This window comes from uncultured Rothia sp. (assembly GCF_963555405.1).
Classification (GTDB): Bacteria; Actinomycetota; Actinomycetes; order Actinomycetales; family Micrococcaceae; genus Rothia.
This window is the reverse complement of record NZ_CAUVVO010000002.1, coordinates 86,825-110,820: the sequence shown is the minus strand read 5'-3', so window position 1 is coordinate 110,820 and position 23,996 is coordinate 86,825. Positions and strand designations below refer to the sequence as shown.

General features: G+C 61.5%; 18 protein-coding genes, 2 tRNA genes and 2 pseudogenes. 18 read left to right on the top strand and 4 right to left on the bottom strand.

Annotated features, from left to right (window positions below; translation table 11 throughout):
* Positions 1–112 precede the first annotated feature (112 nt).
* Together RWL87_RS01930 and RWL87_RS01925 are read left to right on the top strand one after the other, a co-directional pair.
* Positions 113–1,456 (top strand): homoserine O-acetyltransferase, encoded by a 1,344-nt coding sequence (locus RWL87_RS01930; protein ID WP_313968712.1) that lies wholly within the window; start codon positions 113–115, stop codon positions 1,454–1,456.
* A gap of 355 nt (positions 1,457–1,811) precedes the next feature.
* On the top strand, positions 1,812–2,162 hold the full coding sequence (locus RWL87_RS01925; RefSeq protein ID WP_070634991.1) for a MerR family transcriptional regulator: 351 nt from the start codon (positions 1,812–1,814) through the stop codon (positions 2,160–2,162).
* A gap of 122 nt (positions 2,163–2,284) precedes the next feature.
* Here RWL87_RS01925 and RWL87_RS01920 read toward each other — a convergent pair whose 3' ends face one another.
* Positions 2,285–3,100, bottom strand: a complete 816-nt coding sequence (locus tag RWL87_RS01920; RefSeq protein WP_313968711.1) for a MerR family transcriptional regulator — start codon at positions 3,098–3,100, stop codon at positions 2,285–2,287.
* A 95-nt stretch (positions 3,101–3,195) separates the two neighbouring features.
* Here RWL87_RS01920 and RWL87_RS01915 point away from each other — a divergent pair, with 95 nt between their 5' ends.
* A complete protein-coding gene (locus tag RWL87_RS01915) occupies positions 3,196–3,948 on the top strand; it encodes a dienelactone hydrolase family protein (protein WP_313968710.1) in 753 nt (250 codons plus the stop codon).
* A gap of 128 nt (positions 3,949–4,076) precedes the next feature.
* Here RWL87_RS01915 and RWL87_RS01910 read toward each other — a convergent pair.
* Positions 4,077–4,407 (bottom strand): annotated as a pseudogene (locus RWL87_RS01910) (histidine kinase dimerization/phospho-acceptor domain-containing protein); the annotation flags it as partial.
* On the opposite strand from RWL87_RS01910, the pseudogene RWL87_RS01905 reads away from it, so the two are divergent.
* From RWL87_RS01905 to RWL87_RS01890, 4 genes and pseudogenes are all read left to right on the top strand, one after another.
* Positions 4,369–4,827: pseudogene (locus RWL87_RS01905) on the top strand (response regulator transcription factor); the annotation flags it as partial. The pseudogenes RWL87_RS01910 and RWL87_RS01905 sit on opposite strands and share 39 nt — an antisense overlap.
* A 154-nt stretch (positions 4,828–4,981) precedes the next feature.
* Positions 4,982–5,308: a cation transporter gene (locus tag RWL87_RS01900; RefSeq protein ID WP_313968709.1), complete on the top strand. Its 327-nt coding sequence runs from the start codon at positions 4,982–4,984 to the stop codon at positions 5,306–5,308.
* A 50-nt stretch (positions 5,309–5,358) separates the two neighbouring features.
* Positions 5,359–7,593, top strand: a complete 2,235-nt coding sequence (locus RWL87_RS01895) for a copper-translocating P-type ATPase (protein ID WP_399534045.1) — start codon at positions 5,359–5,361, stop codon at positions 7,591–7,593.
* Between the two features lie 81 nt (positions 7,594–7,674).
* Positions 7,675–7,830 (top strand): hypothetical protein, encoded by a 156-nt coding sequence (locus RWL87_RS01890; protein ID WP_313968708.1) that lies wholly within the window; start codon positions 7,675–7,677, stop codon positions 7,828–7,830.
* A 410-nt stretch (positions 7,831–8,240) separates the two neighbouring features.
* On the opposite strand, the gene RWL87_RS01885 is transcribed toward RWL87_RS01890, so the two are convergent.
* The gene (locus RWL87_RS01885; protein WP_313968707.1) at positions 8,241–8,456 is read right to left on the bottom strand and encodes an RNA-binding S4 domain-containing protein; all 216 of its coding nucleotides are present in this window, start codon (positions 8,454–8,456) and stop codon (positions 8,241–8,243) included.
* Positions 8,457–8,688: 232 nt separating this feature from the next.
* Here RWL87_RS01885 and RWL87_RS01880 point away from each other — a divergent pair, with 232 nt between their 5' ends.
* From RWL87_RS01880 to RWL87_RS01835, 10 genes are all read left to right on the top strand, one after another.
* Positions 8,689–10,068 carry a glycine--tRNA ligase gene (locus RWL87_RS01880; protein WP_005507052.1) on the top strand — a complete coding sequence of 460 codons (1,380 nt, stop codon included), beginning with the start codon at positions 8,689–8,691 and terminating at the stop codon, positions 10,066–10,068.
* Between the two features lie 128 nt (positions 10,069–10,196).
* Positions 10,197–11,174, top strand: coding sequence for a GNAT family N-acetyltransferase (locus RWL87_RS01875; RefSeq protein WP_313968706.1), 978 nt, complete (start codon positions 10,197–10,199; stop codon positions 11,172–11,174).
* 187 nt (positions 11,175–11,361) lie between these two features.
* Positions 11,362–12,528, top strand: a complete 1,167-nt coding sequence (dusB, locus tag RWL87_RS01870) for a tRNA dihydrouridine synthase DusB (RefSeq protein ID WP_044142776.1) — start codon at positions 11,362–11,364, stop codon at positions 12,526–12,528.
* A 136-nt stretch (positions 12,529–12,664) separates the two neighbouring features.
* The gene (gene dnaG / locus RWL87_RS01865; protein WP_313968705.1) at positions 12,665–14,791 is read left to right on the top strand and encodes a DNA primase; all 2,127 of its coding nucleotides are present in this window, start codon (positions 12,665–12,667) and stop codon (positions 14,789–14,791) included.
* A gap of 206 nt (positions 14,792–14,997) precedes the next feature.
* Positions 14,998–15,073: transfer RNA gene (locus RWL87_RS01860), tRNA-Asn, on the top strand.
* Positions 15,074–15,576: 503 nt separating this feature from the next.
* The gene (locus RWL87_RS01855; protein WP_313968704.1) at positions 15,577–16,449 is read left to right on the top strand and encodes a phage holin family protein; all 873 of its coding nucleotides are present in this window, start codon (positions 15,577–15,579) and stop codon (positions 16,447–16,449) included.
* 327 nt (positions 16,450–16,776) lie between these two features.
* Positions 16,777–17,982: a glycosyltransferase gene (locus tag RWL87_RS01850; protein WP_313968703.1), complete on the top strand. Its 1,206-nt coding sequence runs from the start codon at positions 16,777–16,779 to the stop codon at positions 17,980–17,982.
* 130 nt (positions 17,983–18,112) lie between these two features.
* Positions 18,113–18,186, top strand: a tRNA-Ile gene (locus RWL87_RS01845).
* A gap of 273 nt (positions 18,187–18,459) precedes the next feature.
* Positions 18,460–19,545 (top strand): hypothetical protein, encoded by a 1,086-nt coding sequence (locus RWL87_RS01840; RefSeq protein WP_313968702.1) that lies wholly within the window; start codon positions 18,460–18,462, stop codon positions 19,543–19,545.
* A 10-nt stretch (positions 19,546–19,555) separates the two neighbouring features.
* Complete coding sequence (locus tag RWL87_RS01835) at positions 19,556–21,727, top strand: flagellar motor protein (protein WP_313968701.1); 2,172 nt, start codon at positions 19,556–19,558, stop codon at positions 21,725–21,727.
* Positions 21,728–21,851: 124 nt separating this feature from the next.
* Here RWL87_RS01835 and RWL87_RS01830 read toward each other — a convergent pair whose 3' ends face one another.
* Positions 21,852–22,643, bottom strand: coding sequence for a M23 family metallopeptidase (locus RWL87_RS01830; RefSeq protein WP_313968700.1), 792 nt, complete (start codon positions 22,641–22,643; stop codon positions 21,852–21,854).
* 446 nt (positions 22,644–23,089) lie between these two features.
* Between RWL87_RS01830 and rpsB the strand changes: the two genes are divergently transcribed.
* Complete coding sequence (gene rpsB / locus RWL87_RS01825; RefSeq protein ID WP_005508818.1) at positions 23,090–23,887, top strand: 30S ribosomal protein S2; 798 nt, start codon at positions 23,090–23,092, stop codon at positions 23,885–23,887.
* Positions 23,888–23,996: the final 109 nt, after the last annotated feature.

The window sequence follows — 23,996 nt, the reverse complement described above, 5'->3', positions numbered from 1 at the left end:
TTGTGACTGAGCGGCGTTGCTGCCGCCCAACCTGTTGCTTCTTCTACCCGCAGACGAGTACCCCGCTCACACCCGGCACCACCTCGCCGGCCAACCCAGTGAAGGGACCCCCATGACCGCCCAGAGCACTAGCCCCTCCGGCACCACGCTGTCCAGCTCCAAACAATCCGGCACTATCAACCAGCCTGTCACCGCACCCATCCCCGTGGCGGGCACCCAGCGTGAGCATCCCGAAGCGCAAGGGTACCTGCGTCAGCTGAACATCGGCGACCTGGAGCTCGAATCCGGCGTAACCCTGCCGCAGGTCACCATCGGCTACGAAACCTGGGGTACCCTCAACGAGGCTGGCGATAACGCCATCCTGATTCTGCACGCGCTCACCGGTGATACGCACGTCTCCCGTGGCGTACCCACCCCGGATATGCCCGCCCCGCTGATTCGCGCTATCGAATCGGACGGCTGGTGGGAAGGCATCGTGGGCCCAGGCTCGGTCGTGGACACTAACCGCTACTTCGTGATTGCCCCCAATATTCTGGGCGGCTGCTACGGCTCTACCGGCCCGGCAAGCGTCATTCCCGAGGGCTACCCGGGCGCCGGTGAGCATTGGGGTTCCCGCTTCCCGCAGGTGAGCATCCGCGACTCGGTACGTGCCGAGGCGCGTCTGGCTCGTGCCCTGGGCGTGACTAGCTTCCGCTACGTGATTGGTGGTTCCCTCGGCGGTGCCCGCGCCCTGGAGTGGGCGGCGACTAACCCGGAGCTGGTGCGCGGATGCGCGGTCATCGCCTCCGGCCCTTCGGCTACTGCCGAGCAGATTTCGTGGGCTCACACCCAGAACATTGCAATTCGTTCGGACGCGAACTTCGCCGGCGGTGACTACTATGCTGGCCCCGCGCCGACTGCGGGTCTTGCCCTGGCGCGCCGTATTGCGCATACCACCTACCGCAGCCCCGCCGAGCTGGAGCACCGCTTCGGTCGCGAGGAGAACCGCGGCGAAAGCACCGTGGGCGGTTCGCTGGGTGAGCCGCGCGGCCGCTACGCGATTGAAAGCTACCTGGACCACCACGGCGCCAAGCTGGTTGAGCGTTTTGACGCGAACAGCTACCTGGCGGTCAACGAGGCACTGATTTCGCATGATGTGGCTCGTGGCCGCGGCACCCTGGCGCAGGCGCTGGCGCACACCGATTGTGAGTGGACCATCGCGGCGGTGAATACGGACCGCCTGTTCTTCCCGCACGAGTCGCACCGCCTCGCGGAGGCGCTGCCCACCCCGGTTACCGTGGACATTATCGAGTCGAACCACGGCCATGACGGCTTCCTGATTGAGGCGAAGCAGGTGGAGAAGATTCTGGCTCGCGCCCTGGGCGTTGAGGAGGAATCTGCTACCCCGAGCGAGGCGCAGCGCGAGCGTGAAGCGCTGGACTCGATGACTCGCCTGTACGGCACGGTTAATCGCTAACTCAACCGGTGCCCGGTGCTTTACACGTATCCCGCAGAATGTTGTTTTACCTAAACAGTAGGTGTGGGATTGTGTGCGAATAGTTGGGTATTCTCAACTGCCCTTCCGCCCGCCGAGAATTAACCTTCATCCTAAAGGTTAGATAAGGAGACGCCGGGTGCTTGCGTAATGCGAGCACCCGGCGTTTCTTTGCATCTTTTTTGAAGAGTATTGTGCCAAGTCAGGGAATATTTTCCGGTTTTTGGGTGCTTTGCGAAACCTCCGCGAGATACCGCGGAAGTAGCCTCCTGTTGCACTGGAAGGTAAGGGTTCTCGGTTTGCTTTAGACCCGCTCTAACCCCATAGCATTAAAGTTGTGGTAAGTATTCAAGAGGTAGCGGAGCAGTTGGGGGTGAGCACCCACGCCCTGCGCTATTACGAGAAAGAGGGGCTCATTGCGGTGCCCCGTGATGCTCACGGAACCCGTATTTTTGATGAGGAGTCTATCTCCGCAGCACGGTTTATTGCTACCTGCCGTCAGGCCGGCATGAGTCTTGCCGACATTCGTACAATCTTGGACAATCCGGATGATCACGCCCTCTCCGTTGATGTGATGGAGCGTGCCCGCCGAAAGATTGAAAACGAGATTGCGGGGCTGCAGCAGAACCTTGAGCACCTGGATCGCCGTATTCAGGAGCACCGCCGTCACCTCGATGGCACCCGCTAGATAACCCTCTAGCTTCCATGCAGGTATGCACGCCGACGCCCGGTATTCCCGCGCAGGGAATCCGGGCGTCTTTCGTGCTCAGCTACTCAGGCTTAGTCACGAGGTATCTTCACCCCGGAAGTCTACCCCCAAGTAGTTTTCTCCGGGTCAACACCGTGCGCACGAGCGTTCTCAAAGATGACCTCCCGCAGCCACTCCGCAAGCCCGGGCGCAAGCTTCTCGTAGTGCGCCTTGAAGCGGGCATCTTCAACGTAGCCGCGAGCCAGAATGGCGTGCTTGGCGGGGGTGACCTCGAAGAAGAACAGGGAGGCGCGGTGCCGCTCGGCGAGCGCGTTCGCCTCCTCGCTGCCCGGCTGCACGCCGCGGTTGAACGCCTCGACGAGGGCGTGTTCCACCTCCTCAACTTGCTGCTTGCCGTTCTGCCAGTCGGCACGATTCATTGTTGCAGTACGGCGCTGGTACTCGGCCCAGTCGTCAGTTTTTCCGTAACGTTCCTGCGCTTCCTGCTGGTGGGCGAGGCTGAATCCCTCGCCCATAATTTCTGCTTTCTCAGCAGCGCTGAGCTGCTCATTCTTAGGTGCCATAGCGTCCTCCAAAAGATGTTCGATGGTTTCAAGCATGTGCCCGTACGCGGCGATTTTGCGTTGAAGCATATCCCGCTGAGCGAGTAGATGCTCGGTGCTGTTCGCTTCGTCCTGCAGTATGTTGCGAATAGCGTCAAGGCTCATGCCGATGGCGCGGTACCCCATGATGACGGTGATTCGTTCAAGATCTGCATCGGTGTAGTACCGGTACCCGTTGAACTCATCATGTGCCGGGTTGAGTAGGCCCCGCTGCTCCCAGTGGTGCAGCGTGCGGACTGTTAGCCCGTGCAATGATGCCGCTTCTCCTACGGTGTATTCATGCTGCCCGTCAGGCGGTGTTCTGTTCGCGTCCATGGTTTCACTCTAAAACCTGACGTTAGGTGAGGGTCAAGCTAGCGGCGGAACCCGCGGTGCAGGTTTATGGGGGGAGTCCTCGCTAAGATGGGTGCATGAGCGAAAACAAATACGTCGTCGAATACACCCGCCCCGAGAACGAACGCGCAGGCACCCACCTGGTGCTCATGCTACACGGCTACGGCTCCCAGGAACACGACCTACTGTCCCTGGCTGCACACCTTCCGCAGGAGGGCTTCACCTACGCCTCCATGCGCGCCCCGCAGCCGGTTGGCACCCAGTTCTCCGCGAACTCGACCGGCTCCTACATTGCCGCAGATGCTATCGGCTACCAGTGGTACCCGCTGAACCAGCAGCTTGAATCCGACCAGCGCGCCATCGAACAGGCCAGCGACTACGTGCTGGAGTGGGTACGCGAGAACCGCACCCTGTACGCTTCGGTGACCCTGCTGGGCTTCTCGCAGGGCATGGCCATCGCAACTTCGATGGTGCGTCATGCTCCCGGCGAGTTTGCCGCCGTGGTGGGTCTATCGGGCTACGCGGTGGATTCCGACTCGCCCTATTTCAAGGATGAGGAGCTGAAGAAGACCGAACTGCCGGTGTTCTTCGGCCGCGACCAGGAAGACCCCGTCATCCCGCAGGAGATAGTGAACTACACCTACGACTGGATCCGCAAGTACACCGACGGCATTAAGGTGCTGTACGCCGGTGCGGGCCACGGCGTGAGTGCCATGGAGATTCGCCATGTGGGCGAGTTCCTGGAGGTGAAGGTGCAGGGTAAGGAGCCGCGTATTCGTGCGCAGAAGGTTGCGGAGGCGACCGGCACCGTGGAAGGCTCTGACGCCTAAATCGACTATATGGAAAGCCCCCGGGTCATCAACTCGGGGGCTTTACGTTTAGCTTTTGCGTCCGCTTGGGATGCGTGGCTCAGTTTAGACTCCGCACGGAAATTCGGTATTCGTCCTCGTTCCTACAGGGCTGGGTGGGTGGGTACGCTATACCCTTCCTCCGCCAGGTCCAAATCGATCCGGTGTTCCTGGGCCAGGGAGACATCGTCGATGTCTTCCATCAACCGGGTTAGGCGGGCGAGTTGGTCAGCCATGATCGTGTGGGTGGCATTATTCCAGTCCACGACCCCGTCTTGGAGACCATCGAGGCAGACCGTGAGCACCGATAGGGGGGATGCCCATTTCGTGGGCCAGATTAGAGAGCATCTGGCGGCGGACCTGTTCGGTGTGTTCCAGCCGGTCGGCCATGGTGTTGAAGGCATGCGCCAGGGTGGTGACCTCGGGGCCTGCTTCGATACCCGCCAGGCGCACACCGGCACCCAGGCCGTGGACGAGGCCCGTCGCTTTTCCCCCGATGTTGTGGTGCTGGATCTGGGGCTGCCCGAACTCGACGGCCTGGAGGTGTGCCGACGGATCCGCACCTTCTCGGACTGCTACATCCTCACGCTCACCGCGCGTGGCAGCGAGGACGACAAGATCAGCGGTTTGACCCTGAGGGCTGATGACTACATCACCAAACCTTTTAGCATCCGGGAACTGGTGACCCGGGTGCATGCGGTGCTGTGCCGCCCGCGCACCAGCACCACCCCACCGCAGGTGACCACTCCCTTAATCGTTGGTGACCTCATCCTTGACCTCGTCGCCCATCAGGCGCGGGTGGGGGAGACGACCATGGAGCTCACCCGCACGGAGTTCGAGCTACTGGTTGCCCTCGCCCTGCCCTGCGTGAGGGCCGTGTCCTCCACCTCTTGAAAATATACCCCAGGGGGGTATATACTGGAGAACAGCATCGCCGCCATTCAAAATATACCCCAGGGGGGTATGTACTGGAGAGTAGCATCCCCGCATCCCACCGACCCGTAGGAGCTTTCCCATGACCACCTCCCCACCCCACCTCTTGCCGATGGCCTCCCACGGCTGCAGCTGTTGCGGACCTACCTCACGTGCCGACACCGTCTCCAACCCTGCCGCCAGCGACTCGTCAGCAGGAGGGTCCTCCTCTAGCTATCAGGTCACCGGCCTTACCTGCGGGCACTGCGCGAAAAGCGTGACCCAGGCCCTTCAGGCCCTCCCCCAGGTCGACGACGTCCAGGTTGATCTCGCTGCTGGTGGTGTTTCCACCGTCACGGTCACCGGTGTCGTACCTCCGGAGGCGGTTTGCCGGGCTATCGAGGCGACCGGCTACACCGTCTTATCCTGATCGATTTACCCATCATCTCGACCCCGACCGGGTTGAGCGAAAGGAACGTCATGAACACTCCCCACCATTCCGGCGATCACCATGGTGATCACCCCGCTCCGGAAACAGACCACACCCACCACCCGGATCATGCCAGCCACGAACACCATGCAGATGCCGACACTCACGGCCAGGCGATGCCCCACGGTCACCCGCACTCTGTCCTGGACGAAGACCACCAGGTTCATGGTCACGGCGAACACGCCGGGCACAGCACCGCAATGTTTCGGGAACGCTTCTGGTGGTCACTGATTCTGTCCATTCCCGTCGTTATTTTCAGCCCCATGGTCGCCCACCTGCTCGGCTACCCCCTCCCGGAATTCCCCGGATCCACCTGGATTCCCCCGGTACTGGACACGATCATCTTCGTCTACGGCGGAACGCCTTTCCTCAAGGGCGGATGGAAGGAACTGAAATCCCGCCAACCCGGGATGATGCTCCTGATTGCCATGGCCATCACCGTGGCGTTTGTCGCCTCCTGGGTCACCACTCTGGGGCTGGGCGGTTTTGACCTGGACTTCTGGTGGGAGCTGGCCCTGCTGGTGACCATCATGCTGCTGGGCCACTGGCTGGAGATGCGCGCTCTCGGGGGTGCGTCCTCCGCGCTTGACGCGCTGGCTGCCCTGTTGCCGGATGAGGCTGAGAAAGTCATCGATGGGACCACCCGCACCGTGGACATCTCCGAGCTGGTCGTCGGCGACGTCGTGCTGGTGAGGGCCGGTGCCCGGGTGCCGGCCGACGGAACCATCCTCGACGGAGCCGCCGAATTCGATGAGGGGATGATCACCGGCGAATCCCGTCCCGTCTTCCGCGACACCGGTGACAAGGTGGTCGCCGGTACCGTGGCCACCGACAACACCGTCCGCGTCCGGGTGGAGGCTACCGGCGGGGACACCGCCTTGGCCGGAATCCAACGCATGGTTGCCGACGCACAGGAGTCCTCCTCCCGGGCCCAGGCCCTGGCGGATCGGGCGGCGGCGTTGTTGTTCTGGTTCGCGCTGATCTCTGCTCTGATCACCGCGGTGGTGTGGACCGCCATCGGCAGCCCGGACGATGCCGTGGTGCGCACGGTCACGGTGCTGGTCATCGCCTGCCCGCACGCCTTGGGCCTGGCGATTCCGCTGGTCATTGCGATTTCCACCGAGCGGGCCGCGAAATCCGGGGTGCTCATCAAGGACCGGATGGCGCTCGAGCGGATGCGCACCATCGACGTGGTGCTCTTCGATAAAACTGGCACCCTGACCGAGGGCGCGCACGCGGTCACCGGTGTCGCGGCAACTGTCGGCGTCACTGAGGGCGAGCTGCTGGCCCTGGCTGCCGCCGCGGAGGCCGACAGCGAGCATCCCGTGGCCCGCGCCATCGTGGCGGCTGCGGCCGCCCATCCCGAGGCCTCTCGTCGGCAAATCCGTGCAACTGGTTTCAGCGCCGCCTCCGGCAGGGGGGTCCGGGCCACTGTCGATGGCGCTGAGATCCTCGTGGGCGGGCCGAACATGCTGCGCGAGTTCAACCTCACCACCCCGGCCGAGCTCACCGACACCACCAGCGCCTGGACCGGGCGTGGGGCCGGTGTACTCCATATTGTCCGCAACGGTCAGATTATCGGTGCGGTGGCCGTCGAGGACAAGATCCGCCCCGAATCCCGCGCCGCTGTGAAAGCCCTGCAGGACCGCGGGGTGAAGGTCGCGATGATCACCGGTGACGCGCAGCAGGTGGCCCATGCGGTTGGCCAGGACCTGGGGATTGATGAGGTCTTCGCCGAGGTCCTGCCCCAGGACAAGGACACCAAGGTCACCCAGCTACAGGAGCGTGGCCTGAGCGTGGCCATGGTCGGCGACGGTGTCAACGACGCCCCGGCCCTGGCCCGCGCCGAGGTCGGCATCGCCATCGGGGCCGGCACGGATGTGGCAATGGAATCCGCCGGAGTGGTCCTGGCCAGTGACGATCCCCGGGCAATATTGTCGATGATTGAGCTCTCGCAGGCCAGCTACCGCAAGATGATCCAGAACCTCATCTGGGCGTCCGGTTACAACATCTTGTCCGTGCCCCTGGCCGCCGGCGTGCTCGCCTCTAGCGGCATTCTGCTTCCCCCGGCTGCTGCTGCGGTGTTGATGTCGCTGTCGACGATTGTGGTGGCGCTTAACGCTCAGCTGCTGCGCCGGATTGATCTGGACCCTGCCCACCTGGCTCCCACCAGTCCGAAGGAAGAACACACCACTCCTACTCCGGCATCCACCGCCGTCCACTGATTCACCACTTCTCTCCACTGCCCCATATGACCCTGAAAGGCTCCACCATGAAGCGCACCCTTTCAGGGTCATATGGGGACCATGGACGAGATGGGTGGAATGGATCACGGCGTGAGCGCCATGGAGATTCGCCATGTGGGCGAGTTCCTGGAGGTGAAGGTGCAGGGTAAGGAGCCGCGTATTCGTGCGCAGAAGGTTGCGGAGGCGACCGGCACCGTGGAAGGCTCTGACGCCTAAATCGACTATATGGAAAGCCCCCGGGTCTGACGACTCGGGGGCTTTACGTTGAGTTCCGTTTGGAAAAACGGTGCTCAGCTTTGCTCAGCACGGAAAGCGGTATTCGTCCTCGTTCCTATAGAGGCTGGGCGGGTGGGACGCTATACCCTTCCTCCGCTCCTGCAAGGGCACCCGCCGCACCCGGACGCTCCGCTTCTCCTTGCTTCGCGGCGGAGAGCGCCCGGGGCGGCACCCTGATGTCGCTTCCGGAGGGTATAGCTACCCCAGCTGTCCGAGGTATGCGACTTGGTGCGAGCGGAGGGGCGGTGTCGTCCGTAGTGACATCAGGGTGCCCGAAGCGAAGCGAGGGCGGGTTCCCTGTAGGAACGAGGACGAGCACCGTCCCTCAAGATTTCACGTCAAGGGGAGTGTTAGTCTTCGTGCGCAATCTTCACGGTCACGCCGTTGAGAGTCACGGTGTCGCCGGGGTGCAGCTGCTTGCCGCGTGCTTCCTCAATGTCGCCGTTGACCTTTACCAGGCCGTGCTGAATGACCTCGCGTGCCTGCGCGCCGTCCTCTACGAGGTTGGCGAGCTTGAGGAACTGGCCGAGGCGGATCATGTCGTCGCGAATAAAAATTTCTTCCATGCTCTCTAGTTTATCCCGCCGGGTGCATACTGGTGTCCGGCAAAAATGGGGGTGTGGTGGGCCGGGTAGGCATACCCAGGGGTGGGGTGGTGATGGTACCCTAGTGTCTTGCATCAAAAAGTGTGCATATTGCGCCGATGAGCGCGAATACGGGCGCCCCGTTCTGGGTCGCGTCCCTTATGAACCCGAACTCACGCACGTCACAGCCGGTGGCGGGGCAGAAGGAGTAACTATGGCTGAAAAGTCCACCCTCGATAACGTTATTGCGCTCGCGAAGCGCCGCGGCTTTGTTTTCCAGGCCGGTGAAATTTACGGCGGTTCCCGCTCCGCATGGGACTACGGCCCCCTCGGTGCAGAGCTGAAGGAAAACATCCGTCAGCAGTGGTGGCAGCGTTTCGTCCGCTCCCGTGCGGACATGGTTGGCCTGGACTCCTCCGTTATTCTGCCTCGTGCGGTGTGGGAGGCGTCCGGTCACGTGGCGACCTTCACCGACCCGCTGGTTGAGTGCCTGTCGTGCCACAAACGTCTGCGTCAGGATCACCTGCTGGAGAACTTTGAGGCGAAGAAGGGCCGCGCGGCTGAGGGCATGGAAGAGATTGCTTGCCCGAACTGTGGTACTCGCGGTGAGTGGACTGAGCCGCAGAACTTCTCCGGTCTGATGAAGACTTACCTGGGCCCGGTTGATAATGAGGAGGGTCTGCACTTCCTGCGCCCGGAGACCGCTCAGGGTATTTTCGTGAATTTCAACAATGTGGTCACTGCTTCTCGTAAGCGCCCGCCGTTCGGTATTGGCCAGATTGGTAAGTCGTTCCGTAACGAGATCACTCCCGGTAACTTTATTTTCCGTACTCGTGAGTTCGAGCAGATGGAAATTGAGTACTTTGTGCACCCGGATGACGCTGATAAGTACTTCAACGAGTGGGTTGAGGACTGCTGGAACTGGTTTGTTGACCTGGGTATTAACCCGGATAACATGCGCCGCTTCGACGTTCCTAAGGAGGAGCGTGCACACTACTCGGCTGGCACTATTGACGTTGAGTACCGCTTCGGCTTCCAGGGTTCCGAGTGGGGCGAGCTGATGGGCGTTGCGAACCGTACCGATTACGACCTGGGCGTGCACAATGAGCACTCCAACGCGAAGCTTGAGTACTTCGACCAGGCTACCGGCGAGCGTTACGTGCCGTACGTGATTGAGCCGTCCTTTGGCCTGACCCGCTCCATGATGGCGTTCCTTGTTGACGCATACGTTGAGGATGAGGCACCGAACACTAAGGGTGGCGTGGATAAGCGCGTCGTGCTGAAGCTTGACCCGCGCCTGGCACCGGTCAAGGCTGCTGTTCTGCCGCTGTCGAAGAAGGCTGAACTGTCTGAACCGGCAACCAAGCTGGCGAATGAGCTGCGCGGCCTGTGGAACGTGGACTACGACGAGGCGGGTGCTATTGGCCGCCGTTACCGCCGCCAGGATGAGATCGGTACTCCGTTCTGCATCACCGTGGACTTTGACACTCTCGAGGATCAGGCTGTGACCATCCGCGAGCGCGACACCATGAACCAGGAGCGTGTGGCTCTGGACCAGGTGAAGTCCTACCTGGCTGCACGCCTGGCAGGCTAAAAATAATTCATAACATGGTCGGCGGGTAGCTTCTTAGAGCGAAAGAGGCTACCCGCCGTCGTGTATTTGGGCTACCCTGGTTAGACTGATTGGCACGTTTGACGCGAGCAAAGGAAAGGTGCACGGATATGGCTGAACGCCTCAGCGAAAAATTTGAGATTCGCCCCTGGCAGGAGGGTGATGACCTTGCCCTGCTTGAGATTTGGAACTCTGCCCGCAATGAGGTTGAGGAGCGCCAGCGTGGCCTCTTTGGCCCGGACAGTGACGCGCCTTTTAGCCGTACTCTGGTGGTGACTGTTTCTGGTGTGCCGGTGGCTGCGGGTACTGTGGTAGCTTCGCTGCTGCATCCGACGCGTCTGTGGTCCTACATCGAGGTGTCTGCTGACCACCGCCGTCAGGGTATTGGTTCTGCTCTGCTGAATGCGTTGCGTGAGATTGCGGCGGCGCACGGTCAGACCACTGCTCTGCGTGTGAAGTTGGCGCCGTTTAGTGACGGTGAGGAGTTCGCGCAGGCGGCTGGCATGAAGCTGATTCAGCGTTCCCGTATGGTGCGTGTGGAGCCGGGTGCGATTCCTCCGGTGTCACTGCGTGAGGACGCTGACGGTAATGAGACTCAGGCGATTGAGGATTTGGCGACCGGTTCGGTGGAGCTGACCGCCGCGCTGTGGGATTTCTACCGCCGCGCCCACGAGTGGGATGTTCCCGCCGAGGTTGGTTTGGGCACGGTGAACCGCTACTTCCTTTCGGATGAGGTGCGTGCTTTTGGCGCCGTGGTGCTTCGTGACCATATTCGTGAGGCGGCTGCAGAGGGTAAGAAGGGTCCGATTGTTGCGTTTGCGGTGAGCTACCACCCCTTCGAGACTGACCCGGAGGCGGCGCTGGTGAATGAGAACACCGCCACCGAACTGCTGCTGGGCTATGACTTCGATAATGAGGGCGCCGTGGAGGCGATTATGCAGGTGTTGTCCCTGCTGAGCGCTAAGTATCCGGTGCTGGTTGAGGTTGATGATGCCATGGAGGCGCTGGTTCAGGTGACTGACGTGCTGCTGCGTGCCGGTACTGCCTCGGTGGAGGGTGACCCGACCTATATTTACGTGACCGAGTAGGTTCCCGAGTAGATTCTCGGTACTGAGCCTGCGGGCTGACTCTTGCTGAAGGGGCGGGGGAGCGGAACGCTTCCTCGCCCCTTGTGCGTGCTTGCGCATCCTCGCGGTTGCTGAGCTTGCACTGCGCTTCTGTACCCCCTCAGCTGAGTCCGGTTCTCGATTTGCCCCCGTATGCCACAATATAGGGGTGAATTCTGAAGCACCCCGTCTTACCCTTCCGCCCCTGAAACTGGGCAATCTGACCGTTGATACTCCCGTGGTTCTCGCCCCGATGGCTGGCGTGACCAATAAGGCTTTCCGTCGCCTCTGCAGTGAATATGGCGGCGGCCTGTATGTTACCGAGATGGTGACTGCGCGCGCCCTCGTGGAGCGTAAGCCCGAGTCCATGCGCATTATTGAGCATGACCCGGACGAGAAGATCCGCTCTATCCAGATTTACGGTGTGGACGCGGTCAACGTCGGTAAGGCTGTGCGCATGGTCGTTGAAGAGGACCGTGCCGACCACATTGACTTGAACTTTGGCTGCCCGGCTCCTAAAGTGACTCGCCGCGGTGGCGGTGCCGCCCTGCCCTGGAAGACTGACCTGTTCACCGCGATTGTGCAGACCGCGGTGAAGGAGGCGTCCCGCAACGATATTCCGCTGACCATTAAGATGCGCAAGGGCATCGACGATGACCACATTACGTTCTTGGAGTCCGCCAAGATTGCGCGTGATGCCGGTGTTGCGGCGATTGCTCTGCACGGCCGTACTGCGGCTCAGCATTATTCGGGTAAGGCTGACTGGGATTCGATTGCGCAGCTGCGTGAACTGATTCCGGACGTGCCGATTCTGGGTAATGGCGATATTTTCTCCGCTGAGGATGCGGTGCGCATGGTTGAGCAGACCGGCGTGGACGGCGTGGTGATTGGCCGCGGCTGCCAGGGCCGCCCGTGGCTGTTTGGTGACCTGCAGAATGCGTTTGAGGGTTCGTCGGAGCGTATCCGCCCGACCCTGACTGAGGTATCGGACATGATTTACCGCCACGCAGAACTGCTGGTGGAGACCTTTGGCGATGAGACTCGCGGCTTGCGCGAGATCCGCAAGCACGTGGCGTGGTACTTCAAGGGTTACCCGGTTGGCGGTGAGCTGCGCGCGAAGATGGCTCAGGTGCCCGACCTGGCGACGTTCCGTGAGCTGATTGCTCAGCTGGATCACTCGATTGGTTACCCGGGCGCCGCTGTGGAGGGTTCGCGCGGTCGCGCCGGCAGCCCCAAGCAGCCGCACCTGCCCGATGGCTGGCTGGATTCGCGCATCCTCGGCGATGCTGAACGTCTGGGTCTGGTGGAGGCTGAGCTGGATATTTCCGGCGGCTAACCCCCTGTACTTGTGTGCCGCGGCGTGCTGTTTGCGCGTCGCGGCACATCCTTTTTCGAGCCTGTTCGCGCGCTATTTCCCGCTCCTGCAGCGCACACAGGCGCTACCTGTTGACCCCCACCGTAGAATTGAGTTTATGGCTGGATTAATCCGCAAAGAAGACATTGACGAAGTCCGCGCCCGTACCGATATCCGCGAAATCATTGAAGGCTACGTGAGCCTCAAAAGCGCAGGTATAGGCACCTTCAAGGGGCTGTGCCCGTTCCATGACGAGCGCACGCCCTCCTTCAATGTGCGCCCGCAGGTCGGCTCGTACCACTGCTTCGGTTGCGGTGAATCCGGTGACGTGTACTCCTTCGTCATGGCGATGGAGCACACCAGCTTCGTTGAGACGGTGGAGCGTCTTGCCGCGCGCATCGGCTACACCCTGCACTATGAGGGCGGTAAGCCCGGCGACCTCTACGAGGCGGGTATGCGCCGCCGCCTGCTCGACGCGCACAAGATTGCCGCCGAGTTCTTTGAATGCAACCTCTACAGCGCTGATGCTCAGGAGGCACAGCGCTTCCTTGGCGCCCGCGGGTTCGACCCCGCCGCAACCCGCAAGTTCGGTGTAGGCTACGCCCCGCGCGGCTGGGACCACCTGCTCAAGCACCTTCGCTCCCAGGGTTTCACGGATGAGGAGCTGAAGGCGACCGGCATGTTCTCGGAGGGCAACCGCGGCCTGTACGACCGCTTCCGCGGCCGCATCATCTGGCCGATTCGCACCATCGCTGGTGAAACCATCGGTTTCGGTGCCCGCCGCCTCTTCGACGACGACCAGGGCCCCAAGTACCTCAATACCCCCGAGACGCAGCTGTACAAGAAGTCCCAGGTGCTCTACGGCATTGACCTGGCCAAACGCGAGATGACCAAGAAGAAGCAGGTCGTCATCGTGGAAGGCTACACGGACGTCATGGCGGCACACCTCGCCGGCATCACCACCGCCGTTGCCACCTGCGGCACCGCGTTCGGTCCCGGCCACATCAAGATGGTGCGCCGCATGATTACCGATGACGGCTCCGGCGGTGAAATCATCTTCACCTTCGACGGTGACGCCGCAGGCCAGAAAGCCGCCATGGCCGCCTTCCAGGAGGACCAGCGCTTCGTCGCGCAGACCTTCGTGGCTGTTGCCGAGAACGGCATGGACCCCTGCGACCTGCGCCTGCACAAGGGCGACGCCGCCGTGCGCTCGCTGATCGCTTCGCGCCGCCCGCTCTTCGAGTTTGCGATTGATTCGACCCTCGCCAAGTACGATTTGGCGACCCTTGAAGGCCGCGTGCTGGCGATGCGCGCTATCGCCCCGATTATCGCCGGTATCAAGGACCGCGACCTGCGCCCCGCCTACATGCGTAAGGTGTCGGGTCAGCTCGGGCTGGAGCTCGACGAGATTCAGCGCGCCGTAGCGTACGCGCAGAACCACCCGAAGCTTTCCCGCTCCCAGCAGGCGGAGGCTCCCGCCGCCGCGCCGCGTTACGAGCGTCTGAACGAGGGGCCGCAGGGCGTGCCGGGCACGCCGGGCTATACGGGTGCGCCGGGTTACGCGGGTGCGCCGGGCTATACGGGTGCTCAGGGCGCAGTTCATGCTGACGCGCCCTACGACCCCGCCTACGATGCGCCGCCTCCCGAGGATTACGCCGCGCCCAGCGCCTACGCCGGACAGAACGCTGCCGCGCATCCGCCGAGCAGCATTCAGCCCGCCGCACCCCAGCCGGAGGCGACCGCACCCGCCGTCGAGGAGTTCCTCACCCCCGACCCGACCGACCCGGTCGCCCGCCTCGAAAAAGCGGCACTCGAGATAGCCCTGCAGCACCCCGAACTCATCAGCGTGGAACAGTGGCGAACCCTCGCCACCGTGCAATTCCGCTACCGCACCCACCGCGAGGTAGCCGCCGGCATCATTCATGCGGCAACCGTCATGGCACCCACACCCGGCATCGAATGGATCAACTGCGTGCGCTCCGGCGCGGTGGAGGGCGTGCACCCCGCCATTGCGGAGCTCGCCGTCTCACCGCTACCGGTCAGCAGCGCCGAGCGTCTGCCCGACTTCGTGACCGGCGCACTCAACGCCCTGTTTGAGCAGCAGATTGCCCGCCAAAAGTCCGACCTGATGATGCGCCTGGAGCAGCTCAGCGCCAACCCGGATGACGAAGAGTTCGAAGCGGTACAGCGTCAGCTTCTTGAGCTGGAGATGCGCCGCCGCCAGCTCAGCGCCCAGCGTGGCTAAACACAGTTCCTGGTGAGCGCCCCGGCAACCTGTCGAATGTCCTGCGTTCTGCATGTTGCCGGGGGAGCGCCACCGGTCAGTAGAGGGCAACACCAGCCCCAGTTCAAAGAGTGATGCACTTCACGGCATTTCAAGTTGCGGAGCCCAAACAGCCCCGGTATAGTTATTACTCGTTGCAAGGGAAACCAGCAACGGAAACAAAATAATCCCCCGTAGCTCAATTGGCAGAGCATTCGACTGTTAATCGAAGGGTTACTGGTTCGAGTCCAGTCGGGGGAGCCAATATAGCAAGAACCCCGGAACGAAGTTCCGGGGTTCTTGCTATATACGTTCCTCTGACTCGAACCAGCAACTCCTCGGGCTTACGCCCTCGGCGGGATAACGGTTTTTGCTTCCTCGCGCGCTCGGAAAATCTTCGCCTCGCTAGGCGAACCCAGTCGGAACGTTCCCTCCGCAGTCTTGTCCACAGCCGTGAACCAGTTTATGAAGCCCGCTCCTCAAGAAAAGTTCACCCCGTCCACACGCGTCGCATCCGCATCCCGAACGCAGCGGGGGAGCGCCCCACCGGCGCCCTCTTGCACCTACTCCAGAGCAAATCCACAGACGCAACCAAGCCCAGAATGCTACGCCCGCAGCTCAATACAGACCTCAGAAAGTCGAAAATACCTGAAGAGATAGCGCAAACCCCCGTTCAAACGGTCACGCAGGGGTACCATAAGGGGCTAAACTATAGGAGGTGGAGTGCGAAAAAGAAGCCTCCAAAAACACGTCACGGAGAGGTGGTCATGACCACTACTACTAATCCCAAGGCACCCAAGGGTTTCTTTGCTGGCATCAGCGGGATTAAGTCCGGCGTCGCGAACATCATCGACGCTGGCAAAACCATCAAGACCCTCGGACCCAGCCAGGTCAAGGACGAAATCCAGATTGCAAAGCACGAGCTGAAGACCAAGGGCATCGCCGTTGGTAAGGGCGCAGCCTTCTTCGGCGTCGCAGCAGTCTTCGGTCTGTTCCTGATCATTGCGCTGGTCGCCGCAGCAATCCTCGGCCTCGGCACCGTCATGCCCTACTGGGCATCCGCGCTGATCTTCGCCCTCATCTTCCTCATCGTCCTCGCTATCTGCGCACTGGTCGGTCTGAAGAAGGTCAAGGCTCAGCTGCCGTTCAAGCCCGAATCCGCAATCTTCGGTCTGCTCTTCGACCTCGGCGTACTCAAGGAAGGTACCGCCATGTCCGCTGAGCGCCTGAAGAAGGAGCAGGCAGAGCGCGCTGAGCAGAAGGCTAAGGAAGCTGAAGAAGCAGCAGAACGCGCCCGTAAGGAAGCTGAAGAGCGCAAGGCACGCGGCGAGGAAGAGCCCAAGCCGCCGACCTTCGAAGAGCTCAAGCAGCGCACCGCAGAGCGTCGCCAGCACCTGGCAGCCCTGCGCGACGACCTGCAGTCCTACACCGGCGACGTTCAGTCCAACACCCAGCAGGCCCTGGACGCTCTCAAGGCAGTACCCTCCGAAGTTGCTGCAGGTGCAGCAGCTACCGGCCGCGGCCTGGCAGAGAACGTGCGCAAGCCCGAGGTTCTGCAGGCACGCTGGAAGTCCTTCGCAGCACTGGGTGCATCCATTGCAACCGTCCTGCACTTCCTGAATCGCCTGGTACGCCGCTAAACCCGGTACACCATAAACCCCGTCGCCGCTCAAACCGGCGCACAGGTTTAACGCCAAGCGTCCAAACGCCCCGATACTCGTATCGGGGCGTTTGTGCGTCTATAGGCAGGTTCCGGGCGTCTGTCTCAACGGTTGGTTTAGAGGTAACTCCCAGCCAAAGCCGCCCGCCACAAATCGGAGAAGGACGCAGCTCACAGGTAGAATAGACAAGTGCTGTACGTACTGGACCCACCCGGTGCGCGCGGCAGACAGAGGTAGAAGCGGCGCACCGTCGCACCCGAAACCCCAAAGTCACCGACACACTACACCCCGATGAGGAGCCCCGTCATGGAACAGGCAAAGACGATTCTGATTGGCGCAGAAACCTACCCGCCGGACATCAACGGTGCAGCACAATTCGGTCACCGCCTTGCCACTTCCATGCTCAAGCGCGGCCACTCCGTACACGTAGTCGCCGCCAGCCCCATCCCCGGTCCCAGCTACCGCACCGAGGTAGAGGGCGGCATTGTGGAGCACCGCCTGCGTTCCCACCTGCCCCCGACCCACGAAACGAACCGCATCTGCCTGCCCTGGGAAATCTGGTCCGAGGTTGGCGCAATCCTCGACGAGGTCCGCCCGGACGTGGTGCACGTGCAGTGCCACTACATTATTGGTCGTGCGCTGATTTTCCAGGCGAAGCGCCGCGGTATCCGCGTGATCGCAACCAACCACTTCATGCCCGCGAACCTTGATCCGTTCCTACCCTTCCCCTCTCCCGTGAAGCGCGTGATTGAGAAGGCAACCTGGAAGGACATGCGTTTCTGCTTCTCCAAGACCGCGGTCGTTACCACCCCCACCCAGATTGGTGCGGATGCGATGCGCGACCTGGGTCATTTTGACCGCCCGGTCATGCCTGTTTCTAACGGTATTGAGATCAGCGACTACGAGCTGGCTGAGGGCGCGGACGCTGGCAAGGTTCCCGGCGAGCTGCGTATCGCCTTTGTGGGTCGCCTTGCCGAAGAGAAGAATGTGGACGTGCTCATTGAGGCGCTCTCTCTGCTGCCGGATACCCTCGAGCACGTGGTGCTTGATATCGCCGGTGGCGGTGAGCTGCGTGAGGCTCTCGAGCAGAAAGCACACGATTGCGGTGTGTCCGACCGCGTGATTTTCCGTGGCTTCGTTCCGGATGAGCATCTGCCCGAGGTGTACCAGATGGCTGACGTGTTCTGCCAGCCCGGTACCGCCGAGCTGCAGTCCCTCGTCTCTCTGGAGGCGATGAGCGCCTCCACCCCCGTGGTGCTCGCGAACGCGCTGGCTCTGCCGCACCTGGTGGAGGAAGGCGTGAACGGTTACCTCTTCGAACCCAATAACGCACAGGATTTGGCGAAGAAGCTGGAGGCTGTGCTCTCCCTGCCCGCCGCTGAGCGTGAGCAGATGGGGCGCGAATCCCGCCGCATTGTGGGCTTCCACAGTGCGGAGAACACCTGGCGTACCTTCGAGGAGCTGTACGTGAGCGACGCTCCGTACCAGCGTTACCTGGATTCGCGCCGATAAGCTTCTCTAGGCTAAGTTTCTCTAGACCTCCGAGCGTTGAGTAGGAGAGAGCGTTTTTCGTTCTCAGTCGCCGTTCAGGTACTCTAGAGGATGGTGCTGGCGCCCATTGCGCGCCGTCACTGCACCGGATGGGGAGTTAGCTCAGCCGGTTAGAGCAGGGGACTCATAATCCCTTGGTCGCGGGTTCGAGCCCCGCACTCCCTACGGCCCCGCCCGTCGACTTCACCCACTTGTCGGCGGGCGGGGCTTTTCCGTGCTCTCTTTTCGTGCTCTTTTGTCGTGCTCTCGGCAGAGCTTATTTTTGTGCATGGAATGCATCAACGGTGATGAAAATGAGTAAATGACGAACGAAGACGCATCATACCGTTCAATACGGTAGGGTTGAAGAGTCTTGTCACGAAAGACAGCGTGATGCCGCCGGTAGATGCCGATTCAGCCGGTAGGTGTTGCTTCCACACACCATACGAGAGGATCTCAATGTCGGAGAACACTCCCAACAACCCGTCGCAGGGTGTAGCTGGCGGTTACGGCTACGATGCCGGCGCGCGTCCCGCGCAGGACGCTTCGCTTCCGGGCCAGGTTGCTCAGCCGGGTAATGCAGCTCAGGCTGCTCAGCCGAGCCAGCCCGTGCAGTCGAGCCAGCCGGGTAATGCTGCTCAGCCTGCCGCACCGGTAGCACCTCAGCAGCCCGTCCAGCCTCAGCAGGCACCCCAGCCCACTCCGGCGAGCGCTCATGCACAGCCGAATGCGGAGGCTCAGGCAGCTCCCGCACAGCCCGGTCAGCCCGCCGCCGCAACCCAGCCTGGTACTGCCCAGCCTAGTGTCGCGCAGTCCGGTCAGCCCGCGCAGGCAGTCTACGCGCCGAGCGCACCGCATCCGGCAGTGAAGGCGCTGGGCGCTACCTGGAACGCGTTCCTGGACGTTTTCTCCAGCAATCCGGCGACCGCGCACGCCCGCATCTCTTCCGCAGGTGCGTGGGGTTGGATTGTTCCCACGACTCTGCAGGCGCTGGTGGGCGCGTTCTTCTTCAGCCAGCTGGTTATCCTGGCTGCTGTTGTTGCGATGTCCATGGTGGGCTACATGTACGGCGGTCGAGGCGGTGCCGCCTACGGTGGCGCCTACGCCGCACAGGCTGTGCCGACCGGACGCATGATTCTGGCGTACGTGCTGATGGCTCTCGCCATCTTCGGCGTGCAGGTTCTGCGCGGTGTACAGCTGCAGCTGACCGCGCGTATTGGTAAGGCTCCGGCGTCCTTCACCGCGAGCATGCACGCTGTTTCGGTGTCTTCTCTGATGCTGATTCCTTCGTTCCTGCTGCTGAACCTGCTGGTGTTCTTCTTGCGTCTCACCCGTAGCGGTGATGGCGCGTTCTTCCTGACCATGCTCATGGGCCTGGTGCTTGCTTTCGCGGTGTTCTCGGGTGAGGCTCTGACCTACCTGGGCCTGAACCGTCTGGGCCGCTTCGCGAAGTCCCCGATTATCATGCACGCGGCGCTGAGCACCGCGTGGGTTCTGGCATCCATGGTTGTTTACTACGTGGCTATCCGCCTGATGGGAGCCTAAGATGCACACCATGACTCATACTTCGAGTGCACCGGCTCGTCAGCGCTGGATGTTCCTGGCGGTTCTGCTAACCATTGCCGCCCTGATTCTGAGTGCCTGCAGCGCAAAGATTGAGACCCAGCTTGGTCTTGAGAGCGCCGAGAAGGGTACTCGTACCATCCTGGTTTCCTTCAACATGAAGGATAACCAGGACAAGGTTAAGGGCGGCACCCAGGCGCTGGATGCGTCCGTGCGTAAGCACCTGCCCGAGGGCATGGAGTACGAAGGTATTCAGTCCGAGGGTGAGAAGGCTCGTGCGACTTTCAAGGTATCTTTCTCCTCCGTGGACGAGTACCACTCCAAGGTGACCTCCCTGCTGAAGGCTTCCGGCTCCGATATCAAGCCGCAGATTAGCATTATCAACTCTGACCAGGGCCTGGTTCAGGGTATCCAGGTGAAGGAAAACTTCAGCTCTGGCGACCTGCTGGGCTGGCTTCCGGAAGCGCTGGTAGTGGACGGCGTGGTGTCTGCATCCAATAAGAACAGTGTTCTCAGCAGCAGCGATGAAACCACTGTGAAGTTTGGCGAGAAGGAAGTGAAGAACTCCGGTGGTTCTAAGATTTCTGCGAAGGATGTTCAGGACCGCGGTTTCCGTAACGTCATTCTTGACGTGAAGGAGAAGGACGGCGGTTACTCCGTGATGGTTTCCTTCGTCGCGAAGGAAATCATGAACACCGAGACCGCTTCTGCGGTCGACGCCTACCTGAACCAGGTCAAGCCTGAGGGCTCCGAGCTGAAGAAGGGTCTGGAGTCCTCGCAGGCGAAGGCATACGCTCCTTCCGCATCGACCGCCAGTGCGAAGGAAGAAGTGGGTCGTACCCTGACCTTTAGCGCTTCTTCGATTGAGGACTTGGGCAACGGTCTCAAGAAGCTGTTTGGCGCAAGCAGCACCGATTTCTCTGCCAGCCGTGAGGTAGTGGCGAAGGACAACACCTTCACCGTTCAGAAGAAGATTTCGGGTCTGCTGGACTGCTCCCTGCTGTGCTCCCCGAACGGTGATGGCCTGACCCTGACCATCGTGGACAGCAACGATAAGTCCTACATGGTTGACCCCGAGGGTCGCGCTAGCTCCTCCCGTTCTGGCGGTAGCAGCACTCTCATCGCGGTTGACCGCGTTTCTTCGCGCCAAATCGAGATGAAGAGCATGAAGGTGGCTACCTCCCTGGGCCTGGACGGTTCCATGGAAGCGCGGTTCCTCTACGCATTCCCGACCGCGGATGTTGCGGGCGCTGAGCAGAAGCTCAAGGACGTTTTCGCGGGCGGCGGCGATGACGAGACCGAGGTGCGCCAGGACGGCGACTCCACCATCGTGAGCGTGAAGGTTCGCGGTAAGGACCAGAACGAGTTCAACCAGCGTCTGAACGCATACCTGCCCGACTCGAAGGTAACTGTCACCCGCCCCGGTGGCTACCACCCCTTCGGTTCCGACTACACGGTGACCCCTGAAATCAAGCTCTCTTCGAAGCTGGGTAACTACTACTCCGCTCCCTTCGAGTTCACTTTCAAGGCTCCGACCTTCTCCTCGCTGGATCAGCAGAAGGTTGATGCCGCGAACAGCCTCGCGAAGAACTCTCAGCACGTGCAGCTCACCGTCAATGGTGGCGAGCTGAGCGTGAAGACCGACCGCGGTGTCAGTAGCACCTCCGGTCTGACTGTTCCGGTGTCAGGTCTGAGCATGACTGATGTAATCGTGGATGCGGTTATTGTGGGTCTGCTGCTGCTCATCCTGATTCTGCTCTTCCTGTTCCGCAAGAAGATTGCGGCGGCTCGTGCGAAGGGCCGTGAGCGTCGTGCCGCTTCGGCTGCTGCACTGGGTGCTGCGGCTGGTGTTGCGACCGGTTACGGTGCAACCCAGGCTGACGCACAGAATGGTTACCCGGCACAGGGCGGCTACCCGGCGCAGAACACCGCCTATACTGCCGGTGATGATTCGCCGACTCAGGTGTTCACCCCGCAGCACGGCCTGAACTACGGCGAGAATGAACCGACCAAAGCAATGCCCGCGTACGATGCGCAGGCCGCCCAGTCTGCATATCCCACCCAGCCGACTCAGCCCACTCAGCCGGTTCAACCCGGTCAGACTGCCCAGCAGCCTGTACAGCCGAACCAGTTCGGCGCTGATGATGGTGACATCCTCCAGTAATCAGCCGCCTCTAGCGCACCGCTAGAGAACGCAATCTAGGCTGGCTCCTGTGGCCCGTTGCCTCCTTTTGGGGAGGTGACGGGCCACAGCTGTATCTGCGGCTTGTCTCTGCTAGTACCCGCCGCTAGTATCCGCCCGGCACGGGAAGCAGAATACTCGGCTCCTTCGAACCCAGCAGGCTCACGGGGTTGATGTACTCGGCGTCCTTGCCGCTGCCGTCCCCGCGGGCGCCTCCCTGTCGTACTCCCCAGTACATGCAGGGGGTGGAGCATCGCCGGTAGGGGCGCTCGCTGTTGCCGTCTGCCGCGTCTGCGACGGTGCCGATGACCTCACCGGCTGTAACGGTGGTGCCGACCGGTAGTGCTTCGTCCATGGGTTCGAAGGTGCTGCGCCGCCCATCCGGATGCGCAATGACCAGTACTTTGCGGTTGACGACCGTGCCGCTGAACACCACTTTTCCCGGTGCCGGTGCGTAGACGCGCCGGTCGTTCTCGGGTACGGCAAGGTCTACGCCGCGGTGCCCCGCGCTCCAGCGTTGGGCGGGCTTCTCAAAAGGACGGATTACCTGCGGTCTGGATTCGGAGGTGGGGGAGCGGTAGCGTAGTCGGCTCGCGGTGAGCTCAACGGTGTGGGGAACGTGCGCGCTGCTGGGAGCTTGTGCACTTGAGATGGCATCGTTAGTAAAACCAGCCCCGCCTGTAGGACTAATCCAGCCCGAATAACCCTGACTGCCCAAATAACCCTGACTGCCCGCGTAGCTCTGCCCACCCGTGTAGACCTGCCCACCCGTGTAGACCTGCCCACCTGTGTAGCCCTGCCCACCTGTGTAGCCCTGCCCGCCAGCACACACGAGCACACCCAGCAGGCAGCACGCCACCAGCACGGCACGCCGTAGCGCGGACTCTAAACTTTTCATGTTCTGCTTCATCTTCTGAGCACATCACGAATTGCCCCGCCCCGCAGCGCCTCGCGAAAAATTGTGGATAACTCCGCCGTTTCCGCCTTAAAATCCGTTATCCACAGTGCCCCCGCACACACCCGAACCGCCCGCACAGGTTTTAACCCCGACCCGGCGGATTAATCGCGGAATATACGGTACAATGTCGTATTGCAGTGTGCCTGCGCGGGTATTCTCCCTCATCGAGGGATTCCGCACAGCATCACTGACGACGCGCGGCGTGAGCGGCATCCTCAAACGGGGAGCCGATAAGGGACCTTCGGTCCACCCACACGGGGTGGTTAGGGCCTGAGCTGAACGGGTAACCGTGAACGCTAACCGCCGCCAGGAAAAACTGATAACTACTATGCGCGCGTTGGGCTAGCCCGAATGGGAGGTCCGCGCGGCACCACAAAGGAGACGACATGCCCGTCGTAACTATGCGTGAAATGCTGGACTCCGGCGTTCACTTCGGTCACCAGACCCGCCGTTGGAACCCCAAGATGAAGCGTTTCATCCTGACCGAGCGCAACGGCATCTACATCATCGACCTGCAGCAGTCCCTCGCCTTCATCGACAAGGCATACGAGGCTGTTAAGTCGACCGTCGCACACGGTGGCAACATCCTGTTCGTGGGTACCAAGAAGCAGGCTCAGGAAGTTATCGCTGAGCAGGCAACCCGCGTGAACATGCCCTACGTGAACCACCGCTGGCTCGGTGGTATGCTGACCAACTTCAGCACCATCTCCAAGAGCATCGAGCGCATGAAGGAACTCGAGCAGATTGACTTCGACGATGTAGCAGGTTCTCGCTACACCAAGAAGGAACTGCTCCTCATGCGTCGCGAGTTCGAGAAGCTCGAGAAGACCCTCGGCGGTATCCGCAACCTGTCCAAGGTTCCCTCCCTCCTGTGGGTTGTTGACACCAAGAAGGAGCACCTGGCAGTTAACGAGGCTCAGAAGCTGGGCATCCCCGTTGTTGCTATCCTCGACACCAACTGCGACCCCGACGAGGTTGCTTTCCCGATCCCCGGTAACGACGACGCTATCCGCTCCGTCAACCTGCTCACCCGCGTGATTGCTGACGCAGTGGCAGCCGGCCTGATCGAGCGCAACGCTAAGAAGAACGGCAAGGCTGAAGCAGCTGAGGAGCCCATGGCAGCTTGGGAGCGCGAGCTCCTGGAGCAGCACGAGGCTGCACAGGCTGAAGAGGCAGCTAAGTAAGCTTTCTTAGCCCACTAAGCTTTATGCTTTGTGGCCCCCGCCTGTGGGGACCACGTTCGGACGGCGCCCGCCCTGACCTGGGCGCGGCGCCGTCCGCCATTTGTACCAC

Bases quoted from the DNA above. Each gene is read 5' to 3' on its own strand.
- RWL87_RS01875 (WP_313968706.1), top strand. From the start codon at position 10,197: ATGGCTGAACGCCTCAGCGAAAAATTTGAGATTCGCCCCTGGCAGGAG.
- RWL87_RS01850 (WP_313968703.1), top strand. From the start codon at position 16,777: ATGGAACAGGCAAAGACGATTCTGATTGGCGCAGAAACCTACCCGCCG.
- RWL87_RS01895 (WP_399534045.1), top strand. From the start codon at position 5,359: ATGAACACTCCCCACCATTCCGGCGATCACCATGGTGATCACCCCGCT.
- RWL87_RS01890 (WP_313968708.1), top strand. From the start codon at position 7,675: ATGGACGAGATGGGTGGAATGGATCACGGCGTGAGCGCCATGGAGATT.
- dnaG (WP_313968705.1), top strand. From the start codon at position 12,665: ATGGCTGGATTAATCCGCAAAGAAGACATTGACGAAGTCCGCGCCCGT.
- RWL87_RS01830 (WP_313968700.1), bottom strand. From the start codon at position 22,643: ATGAAAAGTTTAGAGTCCGCGCTACGGCGTGCCGTGCTGGTGGCGTGC.
- RWL87_RS01835 (WP_313968701.1), top strand. From the start codon at position 19,556: ATGACTCATACTTCGAGTGCACCGGCTCGTCAGCGCTGGATGTTCCTG.
- RWL87_RS01915 (WP_313968710.1), top strand. From the start codon at position 3,196: ATGAGCGAAAACAAATACGTCGTCGAATACACCCGCCCCGAGAACGAA.
- rpsB (WP_005508818.1), top strand. From the start codon at position 23,090: ATGCCCGTCGTAACTATGCGTGAAATGCTGGACTCCGGCGTTCACTTC.
- RWL87_RS01930 (WP_313968712.1), top strand. From the start codon at position 113: ATGACCGCCCAGAGCACTAGCCCCTCCGGCACCACGCTGTCCAGCTCC.
- RWL87_RS01900 (WP_313968709.1), top strand. From the start codon at position 4,982: ATGACCACCTCCCCACCCCACCTCTTGCCGATGGCCTCCCACGGCTGC.
- RWL87_RS01880 (WP_005507052.1), top strand. From the start codon at position 8,689: ATGGCTGAAAAGTCCACCCTCGATAACGTTATTGCGCTCGCGAAGCGC.
- RWL87_RS01855 (WP_313968704.1), top strand. From the start codon at position 15,577: ATGACCACTACTACTAATCCCAAGGCACCCAAGGGTTTCTTTGCTGGC.
- RWL87_RS01840 (WP_313968702.1), top strand. From the start codon at position 18,460: ATGTCGGAGAACACTCCCAACAACCCGTCGCAGGGTGTAGCTGGCGGT.
- RWL87_RS01920 (WP_313968711.1), bottom strand. From the start codon at position 3,100: ATGGACGCGAACAGAACACCGCCTGACGGGCAGCATGAATACACCGTA.
- RWL87_RS01885 (WP_313968707.1), bottom strand. From the start codon at position 8,456: ATGGAAGAAATTTTTATTCGCGACGACATGATCCGCCTCGGCCAGTTC.